Annotated in this window: 21 protein-coding genes and 1 pseudogene; 17 read left to right on the top strand and 5 right to left on the bottom strand. The window is 39.7% G+C overall.

What is annotated here, in order from left to right; all coding sequences use genetic code 11:
• Positions 1-19 precede the first annotated feature (19 nt).
• From ACDJ58_RS22110 to ACDJ58_RS22080, 7 genes are all read left to right on the top strand, one after another.
• Positions 20-994, top strand: coding sequence for an aldo/keto reductase (locus ACDJ58_RS22110; protein ID WP_413372948.1), 975 nt, complete (start codon positions 20-22; stop codon positions 992-994).
• Between the two features lie 81 nt (positions 995-1,075).
• Positions 1,076-1,690 carry a DUF1349 domain-containing protein gene (locus ACDJ58_RS22105; RefSeq protein ID WP_413372946.1) on the top strand — a complete coding sequence of 205 codons (615 nt, stop codon included), beginning with the start codon at positions 1,076-1,078 and terminating at the stop codon, positions 1,688-1,690.
• A 611-nt stretch (positions 1,691-2,301) separates the two neighbouring features.
• The gene (locus ACDJ58_RS22100) at positions 2,302-2,703 is read left to right on the top strand and encodes a hypothetical protein (protein WP_413372945.1); all 402 of its coding nucleotides are present in this window, start codon (positions 2,302-2,304) and stop codon (positions 2,701-2,703) included.
• Between the two features lie 186 nt (positions 2,704-2,889).
• Positions 2,890-3,450, top strand: coding sequence for a DUF4367 domain-containing protein (locus ACDJ58_RS22095; protein ID WP_413372944.1), 561 nt, complete (start codon positions 2,890-2,892; stop codon positions 3,448-3,450).
• Positions 3,451-3,621: 171 nt separating this feature from the next.
• The gene (locus tag ACDJ58_RS22090) at positions 3,622-4,056 is read left to right on the top strand and encodes a hypothetical protein (protein ID WP_413372943.1); all 435 of its coding nucleotides are present in this window, start codon (positions 3,622-3,624) and stop codon (positions 4,054-4,056) included.
• Positions 4,057-4,099: 43 nt separating this feature from the next.
• Complete coding sequence (locus tag ACDJ58_RS22085) at positions 4,100-4,417, top strand: hypothetical protein (RefSeq protein ID WP_413372942.1); 318 nt, start codon at positions 4,100-4,102, stop codon at positions 4,415-4,417.
• A gap of 172 nt (positions 4,418-4,589) precedes the next feature.
• Entirely contained in the window at positions 4,590-5,102 is a 513-nt protein-coding gene (locus ACDJ58_RS22080) for a pilus assembly protein (RefSeq protein ID WP_413372941.1), read from the top strand.
• A 514-nt stretch (positions 5,103-5,616) separates the two neighbouring features.
• Here ACDJ58_RS22080 and ACDJ58_RS22075 read toward each other — a convergent pair.
• Positions 5,617-5,969 (bottom strand): annotated as a pseudogene (locus ACDJ58_RS22075) (aldo/keto reductase); the annotation flags it as partial.
• A gap of 72 nt (positions 5,970-6,041) precedes the next feature.
• Here ACDJ58_RS22075 and fabZ point away from each other — a divergent pair.
• The gene (fabZ, locus tag ACDJ58_RS22070) at positions 6,042-6,482 is read left to right on the top strand and encodes a 3-hydroxyacyl-ACP dehydratase FabZ (protein WP_413372940.1); all 441 of its coding nucleotides are present in this window, start codon (positions 6,042-6,044) and stop codon (positions 6,480-6,482) included.
• Between the two features lie 199 nt (positions 6,483-6,681).
• Complete coding sequence (locus ACDJ58_RS22065; protein ID WP_413372939.1) at positions 6,682-6,924, top strand: NUDIX hydrolase; 243 nt, start codon at positions 6,682-6,684, stop codon at positions 6,922-6,924.
• A 302-nt stretch (positions 6,925-7,226) separates the two neighbouring features.
• Here the strand turns inward: ACDJ58_RS22065 and ACDJ58_RS22060 are convergent, their stop codons facing one another.
• Positions 7,227-7,859 carry an FMN-dependent NADH-azoreductase gene (locus ACDJ58_RS22060; RefSeq protein WP_413372938.1) on the bottom strand — a complete coding sequence of 211 codons (633 nt, stop codon included), beginning with the start codon at positions 7,857-7,859 and terminating at the stop codon, positions 7,227-7,229.
• A gap of 133 nt (positions 7,860-7,992) precedes the next feature.
• On the opposite strand from ACDJ58_RS22060, the gene ACDJ58_RS22055 reads away from it, so the two are divergent.
• The 3 genes from ACDJ58_RS22055 to ACDJ58_RS22045 all read left to right on the top strand — a co-directional run bounded on the left by ACDJ58_RS22055 (position 7,993) and on the right by ACDJ58_RS22045 (position 9,594).
• Positions 7,993-8,352, top strand: coding sequence for a winged helix-turn-helix transcriptional regulator (locus ACDJ58_RS22055; RefSeq protein ID WP_413372937.1), 360 nt, complete (start codon positions 7,993-7,995; stop codon positions 8,350-8,352).
• A gap of 264 nt (positions 8,353-8,616) precedes the next feature.
• A complete protein-coding gene (locus tag ACDJ58_RS22050) occupies positions 8,617-9,237 on the top strand; it encodes a hypothetical protein (RefSeq protein WP_413372935.1) in 621 nt (206 codons plus the stop codon).
• Between the two features lie 192 nt (positions 9,238-9,429).
• On the top strand, positions 9,430-9,594 hold the full coding sequence (locus tag ACDJ58_RS22045) for a hypothetical protein (protein ID WP_413372933.1): 165 nt from the start codon (positions 9,430-9,432) through the stop codon (positions 9,592-9,594).
• 314 nt (positions 9,595-9,908) lie between these two features.
• Here ACDJ58_RS22045 and ACDJ58_RS22040 read toward each other — a convergent pair whose 3' ends face one another.
• Entirely contained in the window at positions 9,909-10,760 is an 852-nt protein-coding gene (locus tag ACDJ58_RS22040) for an aldo/keto reductase (protein ID WP_413372932.1), read from the bottom strand.
• A gap of 176 nt (positions 10,761-10,936) precedes the next feature.
• Here ACDJ58_RS22040 and ACDJ58_RS22035 point away from each other — a divergent pair, with 176 nt between their 5' ends.
• Entirely contained in the window at positions 10,937-11,386 is a 450-nt protein-coding gene (locus ACDJ58_RS22035) for a MerR family transcriptional regulator (RefSeq protein WP_413372931.1), read from the top strand.
• Positions 11,387-11,625: 239 nt separating this feature from the next.
• Here ACDJ58_RS22035 and ACDJ58_RS22030 read toward each other — a convergent pair whose 3' ends face one another.
• Both ACDJ58_RS22030 and ACDJ58_RS22025 read right to left on the bottom strand, forming a co-directional pair.
• Positions 11,626-11,907 carry a GNAT family N-acetyltransferase gene (locus tag ACDJ58_RS22030; RefSeq protein ID WP_163757837.1) on the bottom strand — a complete coding sequence of 94 codons (282 nt, stop codon included), beginning with the start codon at positions 11,905-11,907 and terminating at the stop codon, positions 11,626-11,628.
• Between the two features lie 2 nt (positions 11,908-11,909).
• Positions 11,910-12,152 (bottom strand): (4Fe-4S)-binding protein, encoded by a 243-nt coding sequence (locus ACDJ58_RS22025; protein WP_413028382.1) that lies wholly within the window; start codon positions 12,150-12,152, stop codon positions 11,910-11,912.
• Positions 12,153-12,367: 215 nt separating this feature from the next.
• On the opposite strand from ACDJ58_RS22025, the gene ACDJ58_RS22020 reads away from it, so the two are divergent.
• The 4 genes from ACDJ58_RS22020 (at position 12,368) to rarD (ending at position 14,501) form a co-directional block, all read left to right on the top strand.
• Positions 12,368-12,556, top strand: a complete 189-nt coding sequence (locus tag ACDJ58_RS22020; RefSeq protein ID WP_413372930.1) for a hypothetical protein — start codon at positions 12,368-12,370, stop codon at positions 12,554-12,556.
• Complete coding sequence (locus ACDJ58_RS22015; RefSeq protein ID WP_413372929.1) at positions 12,553-13,008, top strand: DinB family protein; 456 nt, start codon at positions 12,553-12,555, stop codon at positions 13,006-13,008. Before ACDJ58_RS22020 ends, ACDJ58_RS22015 begins: the two co-directional genes overlap by 4 nt.
• 65 nt (positions 13,009-13,073) lie before the next feature.
• Positions 13,074-13,517 carry a GNAT family N-acetyltransferase gene (locus ACDJ58_RS22010; RefSeq protein WP_413372928.1) on the top strand — a complete coding sequence of 148 codons (444 nt, stop codon included), beginning with the start codon at positions 13,074-13,076 and terminating at the stop codon, positions 13,515-13,517.
• A gap of 105 nt (positions 13,518-13,622) precedes the next feature.
• Positions 13,623-14,501, top strand: a complete 879-nt coding sequence (gene rarD, locus ACDJ58_RS22005; RefSeq protein WP_064640718.1) for an EamA family transporter RarD — start codon at positions 13,623-13,625, stop codon at positions 14,499-14,501.
• The last annotated feature ends 163 nt before the right edge of the window (positions 14,502-14,664 follow it).

The raw sequence follows: 14,664 nt of genomic DNA, 5'->3' as shown, positions 1-14,664 counted from the left end.
GTGATATGGAGGATGGAAAATGAAACCATTGCAATTGGAAAAACGAGGAATATTCACTAGTCGTATGGTAATGGGATGTATGGGATTGGGCGGTGGCTGGAATCAAAATCCAATCACAGTAGAAGATATAAAGCAGGCCCATCAGGCAGTTGATGCAGCACTCTCAATTGGTATTAATTTTTTTGATCATGCGGATATCTATACCTTTGGAAAGGCAGAAATAGTATTTGGGCAAGTCTTAAAGGAACGTAAAGATCTGAGAGAAAAAATATTAATTCAATCTAAATGTGGTATTCGATTTGAAGACGGTCCGGGAAGGCCCGGAAGATATGATTTTTCTTCTGACTATATTCGCAACAGCGTCGACGGAATCCTAAAAAGACTTGGAGTTGAATATATTGATTTTTTACTACTACATCGTCCAGATCCACTGATGGAACCGGAAGAAGTTGCTGAAGTAATTCATGAATTAAAAGAATCCGGTAAAGTAAGAAACTTTGGTGTCTCGAATATGAGTGCAGCACAAATCAAACTGCTACAATCCTATTCTAATGAACCATTAATCATCAACCAACTGGAGATGAGTCTGGCTAAACTTGATTGGTTAGAAATGGGAGTACTTGTAAACCATAATGAACGTATAAATGCTCATTTCCCTGAAGAAACTTTAGAATACTGTCGTCTTGAAAATATACAAATTCAAGCCTGGGGATCTTTAGCACAAGGGCTGTTTTCGGGAAGAAATTTAGAGGGTCAAACCGAATCTATAAAAGAAACAGCATTACTAGTTAAAGATATGGCTGATCAAAAAGAAACATCACCCGAGGCAATTCTATTAGCATGGCTATTGAGACATCCTGCAGGGATTCAACCTATTTTAGGTACTACTAGACCAGACCGTATTCAAAAATGCGGGGAGGCAATGAATCTAACTATGACGAGAGAAGAGTGGTATTCTCTATTTGTAAGTTCAAGAGGCAGACGACTACCATAGGAGGAATATGTTGTTATCCGCATACAATTACGATGAAAATTAAAATCAACAATTCTCACGATAGAGTTGCTGGAGGTATCTATGAATCAGGTGAATTTTATAAATAAAGATATCGGAAACGTTGATATAGAAGGCTCAATTGAAAAGGTTGATACAGGATACGATGTAATTGCAGGCGGGCAAGACATTTGGGGGACGTCAGATCAATTCCATTTTAGCTATGTAACGATTCATGATGATTTCGATATGGTAGTAAGGTTAGAATCACTTAGTATGGCTGATCTCTATACGAAAGCGGGCCTTATGGCTCGTAAATCTTTACTTGCTGATAGTGAGCATGTATTCTTTATGGTTTTTCCTGATAATAGCTCACGAAATAAAAATAATGGTGGTTATGAATTTCAATATCGGGAAAAGTCTGGCGGTGATTCTTTAGCAATATATCCTAAGGATTATAGCTCAGAACCAGCAGAGTTCCCAATTAATTATCCAAATACTTGGTTAAGGCTAAAGAGGTCTGGTAATGTTTTTTATGGATTCTATAGTACAGACGGTGAGACATGGATATTATATTCGATTCATGAAATGAAAATCGATCGAACTGTCTATTTAGGGTTAGCTGTCACTTCGCATAATGAAAACAAAACGGTGAAAGCATCATTTAGGGATATAACGATCACAAGTAACTCCATATGAGTGGGAGGTGGTTGTAACTGGAATCCAGTCCTATATAAAATATGAGAAGGCATTAAGGGCACAGACTTTGCTCTAATAACAGATTCAGCATTGAAGTATTTACTTCTTTAATCAACCATCTAACAAGGGTCAAGTGATTACTTTTGAATCCGCTCGAAAGCAATATGCTAGAAAAGCCATTGTCTTTTACAGACAATGGCTTTTCTAATTACAGAATCATAAAAGTGTTACGGTAAAAAAAAGATGCTACGGCAAATAACAACAGTCCGAACGTTAGCAGGTTCTTCAACTTTGAGCATTTTTCATTTGTATTAAATACCTTATCCCTTGAAATACAAAAAAAGAGCCGCAAATCGCGGCTCAAATAAATTAGAAATTAGGATGTAGTAATGGTTTAATATGCTCAGCTGCCGCATTAAACTGATCCGAAAATCCCTTCGAATTTTCGTATTCTTTTGGCAAGTTATTCAGGAATAATTTGACCTGTATGGCCACTTTCATGCGTACTTCACTGGAATATAATTACAATAATCTATCATGTTCTGTAATGGACATAGGTTGTGAAGCTCGATATGGACAACTTTACCTTACTCACCTGGAGGTGAATAAGTATGTTACGAAAAATACTTTTTAATTTTACTGTAATAATGCTGATCTCAGGAATAACGCAGTCTACGAATTTATTTGAAGAATATCATGTTCAATCTCATCAATTAACTTTGATATTAAAACCTACAGAGGGTAAGAATGATTTGGAACTAAAATCAACAGGTTCTAGCAAACCAGTACAAGATCATGATCTAAGTCCACACTTAGATCATGATAAATTCAGATTTAATGGTCAGATATCTACAGAACACGGAACTTTTGCATGGGCAGAGAAACAGACGGTTTTTAACGAATCCGAAATAGCCCGTGAATTAAATCGAGTCAACGATAAGACTAAACAATTGATGATTCCTATGTTTGGATCAGTATACCTCAGAGTAGATGATGACGCTGGGGAGAGTTAGAGAATAACATTTAAGATTATCAACTGAAAATCATTTGCCCTTCATTAAATATAAGCTGATCCACTCGAATGATGGCGGAAATCTCAGAGTAACAGACTCTGTTTTTTTTTTGTGTTTAAACTAAAGGGAAGAATAGTTGAATTAAACAATGGCATAATATTACCAAAAAATATGGAGGGAAAGCCCTTGCTTAAACGGATTGTTTCATTGATTTTTATCTTTACGCTTTCTGTTGGAATCAACAATGACCTACTCCTCGCATCAGCTAAACCTACGCAAGCTTTTTCAAATGTGGATTTGGACAAGCTGAAAACTGTTGCGGATTTCAAATTACTAACACCGTCTTACTTGGTTGAAAACTATAAATTAGAAATTAAGGAACCATACCCGTTTGTTCTTAGTCCATCAGTTTCAAAAGTTAGACTTCATTTTTTTGATGAATCAGGACAGACATATTTTTTTGGAATTGAAGAACATAAGGCGGTTGGATATAAAATAAACCGAGTTGTCACTAGCGTCGATGTTCGTAATCGAACAAGTACAACACGAACTATAGTCGAGGATTTTAAATTTAATGAACATGGAGAGAAAATTAACATAAATGGTATCGAAGGGAGATTTGAACCATGGGCTAACCATATACCAGGAGGTTACCTACGATGGGTACAAAATGATACTTTCATTGAAATGGACAGCGGAGAATTAACTAAAGAGGAAATGATCGCGTTAGCAAAATCAATGAGATGATTCAGTAATTCAAACTAACGGAAAACGAAAGCAATTAAGGCTGTCATCTTACATGGGAGCCTATTTTATATTTGACTTTAAGTAGACTATGAAAGCGGAATGACTTGTATCTTTGAAATTAAGCAACAAATTCTATATAAATTCGTTGTAGTACAAGAGAGGTGATATGATGTGACAAAATTGAGTAGTTGGATCTTAATGTTGGTATTAGTGGTACCCATGATATTTGCTGGGTGTTCATCAACAGAAAAAAATGAAGATACTGTGACTCAAAGTGTAGTAGCATCTGATTTTGTTCTTGAAGTAATAACGCCAACTATTATAGTTACTGGTGAAGCAATAAAAGTAAAAGGGACTCTTAAATATGCGGGTATTAAACCTGTTGAAGTTTCCCATGGAGAACCAATCATTCGTTTTTTCTTTTCGGGTAGTAACGAGGAGCGTAGTTATACGGATAAGGGATATTTAACTGAGTTTAATTCAGGTCAAATAGTTGAGGTTGAAGATGAATTTATAGTAACGAAAAAAGGGAAACAAAATCTCTTTGTGAATATTGCAGGGGATATCTCATTAACAATGAATCCAATTGAAATTCTTGTTAAATAATCTTAGTTGAATTCTTACGTCGAATAAGAGCGGGGCTATTAATATGAATGTTCAAGAAATAAAAGATTTTGTCGAAGAGTATAATTTAGAAGATCGGAGTTACTCAGGATTTTGGAACTACTTTAACAATTATAAGAAAGAATGTAATGATGAATTTAAAAAAGAATTCCCCGAATATGATCCACATAAAATAGAGTTGTTCGTGGATAGTGTATCACTTCGTATTACTAATTGGCCAGATGATGGCTATAATCATGTAGTAATTACACTTAGAGTACACTATAAAGAAGTATATGCTGCAATGTATCAAATGATATTTAACTTATCTGGAGAAGTAGAGGATGATCATTTATCCTTATGAAGTGAAAGATTCAGCAAAATCTAAACTGAACAATAAAATATACTAACAGGTTAACTCAGTGCCATTTTGTGAATTACAGATGTAACTTTCATTGATTTGATAGCGTTATTAATAACGAGGAACGTCTTATAGATTCTAGAATAACTAATAAAAGAATACGAGGGATAAAGTTGTGAAAAAAAAGGGGCTTTTTTTTGCTGTTTTATTATTATCTTTAACAACAGCGACCGTAACTGCCTGTGATTCAACAAGTTCAACTCAAGAGAATACCTCTACTCCAAAGTCTGGTGTATTATCAAGCAAGTCAACAAGTACAACCCTTACTGATTCTTTAAGTGAAGAAGAGGATAAACCCTCGCACTATATTGCTTCTGGGGGCGCAACGGTACAGCAACCCTTTACCGTAAAATCTGAATTCGTACATATAAAACTTCTAATGAAGAACAATAGTAGCCATGAAGTCAATGTTAGTTTAACACACTTAGATACTAGTAAAGTGTATTTCGCTAGAACGATTGCTGTCGGGGAATCTCTGGATTGGATAAATATTAATGAAGGTTTCTCACAAGGCATGCGTACTGGAGGCTACTTGCTTCAATGGAGTGGTGGCGGTTATAACGTTGATGGGGAAGTATGGGGAGCAGCTGGTTCAGACCCGGACGATACTGCTCCTCTATCTTATTGAACTAACGGGCAGGTTAGTTTTAATTTGAGGTATCGCTGCACGGAATCAATAGAACGAGCTGTGTGGTAAAATATAGGAGGAGTACTATTCAAAAAAATGAGGAGGCAGCAAATACATAATGGTCAATGACCTATACCGAAAAATTGGTCCTTTCTTTTTAAAGAAAAATCTAGTTCAGTTAGCATTTCAGTTTTTTATTTCAGCGATAATCGGAGTTATATATACATTTATGATCATTGATGAAACAATAGGTGGATATATTAATAAAGTATTACCGAGTAAGGATGGACCGGATCTTCATCAATATTTGCCCATTGTGATCACTGTGTTAATTTACTCGTGTTTCATTCAAAGAAAAGAAAGAATTTTTCTAGAAAAAATCTCATTCAGTTGTCTTCATATTTTGATTGCAATACTAAGCTGTATTTCTTCTCTTATCGTTATAATGATGGTTCAATTCCGAATGATGTAACTAATAAATTATTACGTGATGAGTTTACGGTCAATCAAGGGTTTACAGATCGACTTTCAAGGTGCCTAGCATCTTGGCGAATTTCGGATCGTGGTAGGATAAGAAAAGACTTTCCCGTGTATCAAGGGAGGAAATCTGTTCCGTATCATTTGCGCTCAACTCAAAATCGAATATGTCGAAGTTTTCGACGATCCGCTCTTTTCTCACTGATTTTGGGATAACAACGACTTCAACCTGAACAAGTTGCCCTGTCCTTCAGCGAACGGCGCCCAAGACTGGTGCTGCACTCTCTGCTCTTTCATAAAAGCGGCACTCTGGATCTGCTGGTAGAACGGGTGCGTTTCAACCTGGTTGACGGCAGGGACGATTTTGTTATGCACGATGAGGTCCATCAGATGGGTCCATCAGATGGGTTCATGAGTATATCCGTTAGAATGATTATAAGCCAATATTAGAGGAGGAAACCCATGCTTGATATTAATCAAATTAAAGAGCTTATTCCCCATAGATATCCCTTTCTTTTGGTCGATAGAATCTTAGAAATTGTTGAGGGAAAGAAAGCCGTTGGAATCAAAAATGTGACTTTAAATGAACCTTATTTCCTTGGTCACTTTCTCGAGTATCCTGTCATGCCTGGAGTCTTGATTGTAGAAGCACTGGCACAGGTGGGTGGTATCGCTATGTCCAACGTAGAGAGCAATAACTATAAGATAGGGTTGCTTACTGGTATTGATAATTGTCGGTTCAAAAAGCAAGTAAAACCAGGGGATCAACTCCATCTTGAATTCGAAGTGACCCGAACCAAGGGACAGATTGTTAAAGGAACAGGCTTTGCAATGGTAAACAATGAATTGGTTTGTGAAGCAGAAATAATGTTTGCATTTAATTCTATTGAGGCATTCAACTAACGGGATACAATAGCGTTATAAAACAAAGAAAGCAGCTGATCAAACGATCTGCTGCTTTTGTTCAACAAACGGGGAGGATAGTGTACGAACTCTAGTTCAGTTATTTACAATAAATGGAACTTATGTTCCCGTGATAATGGGTTGATTTTCTAACTATGGAGGTTTTTTAACGTGACTCAAAACGGGATGGTGTTGGGTTGTGAGTGTTTCGATAATACATGAAGATAAGCTACTTATGATCAAAGAAAACAAAGCATCTGTAAAGAATACATGGAACTTCCCGTCAGGGAGAATCAAGTATAATGAAGATATTCTAGAGGCGGCACTTAGAGAAGTAAAAGAAGAAACCGGCTATAATGTTAGACTTACAGCCACTACAGGTATAGGTATTTACAATTTTATTAGTAGTACAAATCATCAGGTTATTTCATTTTATTGGTGAAATCATCGGTGGTTCTCTTCAGCTAGATACAACTGAGATCATTGATTCAAAATGGATAGCACTCAAGGATCTGTTGACTCCAGATTTACTGGAGCTACGTGATAAAGAAGTAATTAATCAGATTACAGAAAATTTAGTCTCTCAAAAGAAATACTCATTAGCCTTATTTAACAGATATCTGGAGAATATGGTTTAAGCTAACGGAAAACGATAACTCATTAAACCAAGAAGACAGCCGACCAACATGATCGGCTTCTTTTGTTTAATCAACGTGGATAATATTTCTAAAAACGGGTGAATGATTAGAAACGTTTGGCAACTTCCTTTGCTTTTGCAATTGCTTTTTCCTTAATAATTGGTGCTTGCTCTAATGATGCCGTTCCCTCCACAAAAATTGCCTCAATAGATTGAATTCCATAGAAGTGTAATATCTTCTTTAGATAGCTGTATCCCATTTCAATCGGAGCAAGTGGACCTTCCGAATAAACGGATCCGGAAGCTTGAATGTGTAATGCTTTTTTGCCGGACAACAGACCCACAGGTCCATCCTTGGTATATTTGAAAGTCTTACCCGGAACTGAAGTCACATCCGTGTATGCTTTCAGAACCGGTGGGATCGAGAAATTCCACATAGGTGAAACGTACACATACTTATCGGCAGCCACGAATTGGTCTATAATCGTCTCATGACGAGCCACTTTTGATTTCTCAGCATCAGTCAGTTGATCGAAAGACGAACCTGATCGCATCTTTCCCCAACCGCGTAAGACATCAGCATCGATTTGCGGAATGTTCTCTTGGTACAGGTCTAAATAAACAACTTCATCTGTTGGATTTGCCTCACGGTATGCTTCAATAAATTCATTTCCAACTGCGAGGCTATAAGATGACTGAGGATCAAGAGGATGTGCGGTGATGTATAGTACGGTTGACATGATTTAAAACTTCCCTTCTGTAATTAAATTAAATACACTTTCTGAATTAATCATATCGCATATATACTATTTGTGAAGTACGCACAATCATGTGGTATAGTATTAAAAAAGGTACTGTAACGGAGGAGAACACATGCAAAAGGACCCTGTCCAATGTCAATTCGTTGTTGCGCTGGATTCAATTGTTGGCAAATGGAAGCCGATGATTCTTTATCATTTGTTTCAAGGTGAACCTTTGAGGTTCAATGAATTAAAAAGATTGCTGCCTGATATCACGCAAAGGATGCTTACGCTCCATCTGCGCGAGTTGGAGGAGGAAGAGATCGTGAAGCGAGTCATTTATCCTCAAGTCCCTCCGAAAGTGGAGTACTCCATCACGGAATACGGCATGAGCCTTTCTCCGATTTTGGAAACTTTACATCAATGGGGGAAGGCCCATATCGAGAGAAAGCAGCTCAAAAAAGCGGAAAATGAAGATACAAAATCGGACTAGCGTTCCTTTTGTCATTATTCTTCAATAGACGTTAAAGTCGCTAATTTAGCGGCTTTTTTTGTTTTATTGGTTTATGTTCTTGTCTCGAGTCAAGAAAAGAACTTGTACCTGTTGCCGAAATGGGACAAAAACATGGTTCGATTAACGATTAGTCACTAAGCTAACGGGCAGGTTAGTTTAATTCTTACGTCGAACAAACTATTTGAGCGGGGGCTAAGTTATACTAAAGGGCAGAATACTAAGAAGCTTAGGAGGAGTAGGAAGATGATTCGGGGTGTAATTATCGAAGGGATGTCTACTGTAGGGAAAACATCATTATTTTCTGCAATAAAGAGATTACATAGTCAAACACAGAATAGTGAAAAAACTATAATTGCAATAAGTGAACACTATTCACAAGTATTGCATTCATACCAAGGTGTTTTAAGATCCATGGATAAGGATGAACATATTTCACTTCTACGTCGACATGTTGATTATCTTGAACAACAATACGATTGGATTAACTCTCTTGGTCATTTAAAACCATCAAAAGGTATATTCTTTCTTTTAGAGAGGTTTCATGCAAATCATAGAGCCGCATTTAAAGCCTCTCCTGAGATTGAGTTGCTTGAGAAACGTCTATCCAGGATGAATGCACATTGTGTACTCTTAACCTTGACCCCGGATGCAGTTGAGCCAAGGTATATTGAAAGTCGCGGTGAAGCTTGGAAGTCATATGTGATGGGGAATTCTACTACTCCCCAAGTATGTGAAACGTTTTTAGATAATCAAGAAAATCTTCGAATGGCTACGAAACAATCATTGATTCCAACTTTAGAGATTAACACAGATGAAGCAGACTGGGAAGTTTATGCGAAACAAGTCCTTACGGATTTACGTTAAACGAAGGCGCTCACAGTGGGAAATAGACTATTTCTCTGTGAGGATATCTGGGTTCACAGAATCTAGTATTCTTACAATCGATATTACGGAGTATTAAATAGGGTGAGATAAATTATTCCAAATATGTATCAATATTCTTAGGCGAGGAATACAATACTTTGAATCTCTATGAACAAGAGGTGGAAAACAGCTATGAAAAATAGAAACATAACAGGTATTGTAGTGGCAGTAATTTATTGTGTTGTCCTTTATGTTTTTTTAACTGATGCTCCCCCTGGTGAAGCTCCAAATAATCCGCGATGGGTATATTCATTGATTCCACTTGGCGCTGTTGTAATTACGTCTCTTTTTGATTAAGTGATCAAGTTCGATTTCTTTAGAAAAAAAGAAAAAGAAATAGAAATAGAAAAAGTGAAGAATGAAATGTGGCCATAGCCCCGTCAAGTAGACAATAAAAAAGAGATTTTATTAAGGTGACTCTCTCCCGGAATCAATCGGGGAAAGGTCGCCCAGTTTGTTTTGGAAACGTTCCATGTTGTAAAACGAAATACAGTTCCCATGCCAAGTAACCTGTCCTCTTTTTCACTGTCTACCATGAGGGGATAATACCACCGGCCTATCCCTTCTATAGACAGGGATAAACGTGTGATGAGTTTAAGATTCGATCATGGTTACAGATCAAATTTCCAGTTGCCCATTCTCTCGGCGACTTCGGGATCGTGGTAGGATAAGAAGAGACTTTCCCGCGTATCGAGAGCTGAGATTTGTTCGATATCAGCCGTACTCAGCTCAAAATCGAAAATGTCAAAGTTTTCGATGATCCGTTCTTTTTTCGTCGATTTTGGAATGACAACGATTTGACGCTGAACAAGCCAACGCAACACGACCTGAGCGACGGATTTGTTGTGTTTTTCTGCGATGGAGACTAGCACTTCGTTGCTGAACATGTTATTAAGTCCCTCAGCGAACGGGGCCCACGACTGATGCTGCACTCCCTGCTCTTTCATAAAAGCGGCGCTCTCTGTCTGCTGGTAGAACGGATGCGTTTCAATCTGGTTAACAGCTGGAACGATTTCATTATGCATGATGAGGTCCATCAGACGGTCAGGCAGGAAGTTGCTGACACCGATCGCCTTGATCTTACCCTCGCGGTATAATTCTTCCATTGCACGCCAAGCACCGTAGTAATCGCCGAACGGCTGGTGTATAAGGTATAGATCGAGATAGTCCAGCTCTAACTTTTTCAAGGATTTAGCAAAAGACAGCTTGGCTCTCTCATAGTTGGCATCCTGAACCCAGAGTTTGGTCGTGATGAACAGTTCCTCACGTGGTATGCCACTGCGCTTAATCGCACGACCGACCGCTTCCTCGTTCAGATAACCTGAAGCGGTGTCGATCAGGCGGTAACCAGCCATCAGTGCTTCATATACGGCGTTCTCGCATTCTTCAGCATCTGGAACTTGGTAGACACCAAAGCCAATGATCGGCATTTTCACTCCATTGTTTAATGTTACGGTTTGCATTGTAATTCCTCCCAGTGTTTAAATGTAAGATGCAAATGGCCTCGATACTCGGAAAATCAGGCTCCTCAGAGCAGCGCTTCCGCATACGCTAGATTTGCATTACAATAAGCCTATCACCTTCGTGTTACACGAAGGCAAGCCGTCATCCAACATTTATTTTTCAAGGAGGGTTTTATATGCATACGGTCAAAGAAGCGGCGATGATCACGGGACTTACCGAGCATGCTGTCCGCTTCTATACGGATAAAGGACTGGTGCCAAGTGTACAGCGCAATCAAAACAATATTCGGATGTTCGACGAAGAATCGATCAACTGGCTGCATGGCATCAAATGCCTCAAGCAATCCGGGATGTCTATTGAAGTCATTAAAATGTACGTTGATTTCTGTCTCGAAGGGGATTCGACTATTCCGCAACGCTACAAACTTATGATGGAGCATAAAGAGGCGGCACTTAATAAGCTCGAAGAAGCCAAACAGCACATCGCTCATTTGGAACAAAAGACTGCTTTATATCAAGCAATCATGGAGCACCGCTCTCCAGACACAACCAATCCCGGTAACTGGGATAAAATCAAACATATGCATAGTGACGTATTTTACGCGTCCTCTGTTCAGAAGGCCTAACGGATGGATAGATTCATGTACTCGCGATTCTTAATCTATACAGTTAGTTGTTTAATATGAATAGAACTCCCACCTCTATAGAGAGTGGGAGTTCTTCATGTATCAAAATCAGAAAATGTTGACCTATTTTTCTGAATACGGGGATATTCACAGATAGAAAAAGAGCCAGAGGAGGACGAAGAAATTTCGTGCCTGCAGGCTCTTCTCTGTTATTATTGTCATAATTATATTAATAGGGATTATTTATGGAGGACATCCGCGTATTCGGAGATCCGTTCGAATCGTCCCTTGGCAAACGGGCATAAGGGTAAAATCTTAATACCATTTTCTCGCGCGTATTCCACCATAGCTTGGATAAGCTTATCGCCAAGCCCTTGTCCCCGGTAAGCATTTTCCACAAAGGTATGATCAATGATGTAAAGCTCCGGGTTAGAGATTACATAGGTCATCACCGCAGCAATTCCGCCATCATCTTGAATAAGAAATCTTTTGTTGTCGGTATCATGTTCTGCAATATGCATGTTTATCCCTCTTTCTCTGTTGAATATTCACCGTCCAGACGTTTATACGTCAGTGCTCCGCTTGGACATGTGTCAATATGTCGGGTAATTGCTTCTGTAGTGTCAGCATCGGGATTAACCCAAGGACGCTTGCTTAAATCAAAGACTTCAGGGAGGCCCTTTACGCAAATACCGGAATGAATGCATACCTCTGAATTAAACATTACCTCGATATTTTTACCGTAGTATACTTTCTCTTTACTCATAACTTCTTCACATCTTTCACTTTTGAGTTTGTAAAAAGACCAAAGATCCATTCTTCGAAAACTGCAGAAATCTTTTCTACTGTTTTTCTTTAGTTTCAAACAAACGACTAGGGATCGTCTTGGCTCTAGATGTCCGAATTATAAAGAGGAATCGTTGGTAAGTCAACGTGATGAATAATTCCGAACGATAATGAAATAAAGGGGGATTGACACAGATGGAGCAGACTGGGATGCTTATGCAAAACAACTCCTTATCGATCTGGGCTAAAAGATGGCAATCAACCAAGACGCTATGGCATCCAGACAGAGATCAGTTAAATCAAATGAAAAGCTTCTTTGATGAAACTATCGGATGGCAGCAGGTTAAATTAATCAATGAGATGAAGAGGGGGAAATCGAAATGAAGACGATCAAGTGTATGATGGAACACCTGTACTGGGCAGACGGACGTATCCTGGACGCGCTCGAAGAGAGTGGGACGAAGAACAAGGACCTTCTGAAACTGGTTCGGCATGTTGCGGTCGCAGAACGAGTCTGGCTGTCCCGATTGCAGGGCAAGGGCAGCGCGCAATATTCGTTATGGGAAGAAGCGGAAGACCTGACGGCGCTCCGGACGATGTTCGAAGAAAATGCAGAGCAATATCGCGTCTATATCGAAGGGCTCGAGGAAACCGAGTTGGACGCGATGATAGACTATGCGAATCAGAGCGGAGTTCCGTTCCGTACGTCCGTTCGGGACATCCTGCTGCAGGTTCTCTTACATGGGCAATATCACCGGGGACAGATCAACCGGGCACTTCGGATCGAATCGTCAGAGCCTGTCCAAGTCGACTACATCACGTTCGCGAGGCTCTAACGGGCAGAATTGCTTCATTAATTATCGAATGCTCTAATGAACATTTCTATTAAGGGAGGTTAGGCATGGAAATTAAGATACGAGAAATTGTAGCGAATGATTATACTGAAGTTGTTTTTTTATGGAACGATCTCCTTGAGATTCGTAATGTTAATGATGAAAACTTTCGAGTTACTACAGAAAAAATGAATGAGGACGGGAATTACAAAACATTTGTTGCATTATTTGAAAATGATGTGGTTGGTTTTGTAACTGTAGTTCAGGCATTAGCTATAGGGGTTTCGATTGGTTATTTACATATACAAGCTCTTGCCGTAAAAAAGGAATTTCAGCATCGTGGGATAGGTACAAAACTATTACGACACACTGAAAATTATGCTAAAGAACTCGGAATATCAAGTATTATTTTATGCAGCGGATTCAAGCGAACCGACGCTCATGCTTTCTATGAGCATAATGGCTATGACAAAGATTCTTACTGCTTTGATAAGATTATTAACCTTGACTAATAAGTAATAATTAAATCAAACCAATCAATTATTTCCTTTACTTGCAAGGGGATTGAGACGTATAATCCGTTCAGACATCAGAGCAAGAAGAGGGGAAAAATGATTATGAATAACGGGTTGGTCAACGCTATTATTGCGTATATCATGTGGGGGGTTCTCCCGCTTTATTGGAAGTTGTTTAGCGAAGTTCCGGCAGGCGAGATTCTATCGCATCGGGTTGTATGGTCGTTTGTTTTTATGGGTATTCTGGTCGCCGCCCAGCGGCGCTGGGGTGACATAAAGCGGATTGCAACTAACCGCTCGCTTCTTCTGTCCCTCACCGCCAGCGGAATGCTGATTGCAGTTAATTGGCTTATCTTCATCTGGGCGGTCAACAACGGCCATGTTGTAGAGACAAGCCTTGGCTATTATTTGAATCCGTTGCTGAACGTCTTGTTAGCGGTTCTCTTCCTTCGTGAGAAGCCAAACCGCGGTCAATGGCTCGCGATTGCCATCGCTGGCGCAGCGGTGCTTATCATCGCGATTGACTATGGACGGTTTCCGTGGGTCGCGATCTCGCTGGCTGCGTCATTTGGTTTGTACGGCCTGGCGAAGAAGAAGATCAAGCAAGACGCTTCTATAGGTTTATTCTCGGAGACGGCTGTAGTCCTGCCTGTCGCGCTCGGCTACTGGATCTATTTGGCCGTTGTGGGGAAAACGACGGCATGGACGCTGCCTGCGCCGACGTTCATCGAATTGCTCCTTTCCGGCGTAGTCACGGCGCTGCCGCTGCTCTTTTTTGCGCGAGCAGCCGCCCGGATGTCGTTGTCTACGCTCGGCTTCGTTCAATACATCGGGCCGACGATCATGCTGTTACTGAGCATATTCGTATTCAAGGAATCGGTCTCGCCGGTTCTGCTCGTTGGCTTTGCGCTTATCTGGACAGCGCTCGTCGTATACGCTACAGCATCGATTCGCGGCACGAAACTCGCGAAGGCGAGCTGATGGCACAGGACCCCGGTATTATCAAAATGGCTCTTTCCGTCCAATAAGGCGGAAAGAGCCATTTTTTGTTTGTGGTGTTATCTGACGCTTCGAACAAGAGTCGAAAGGCACCTATAAGTTGATAAGAAAGATTTTTAATCCTCTGAAAAAGCTTCCATTTATA

The organism is Paenibacillus taichungensis (assembly GCF_047302525.1).
Taxonomy (GTDB): domain Bacteria; phylum Bacillota; class Bacilli; order Paenibacillales; family Paenibacillaceae; genus Paenibacillus; species Paenibacillus taichungensis_B.
The sequence above is the reverse complement of the archived record's forward strand: the minus strand, read 5'-3'. Positions and strand labels throughout refer to the sequence as shown.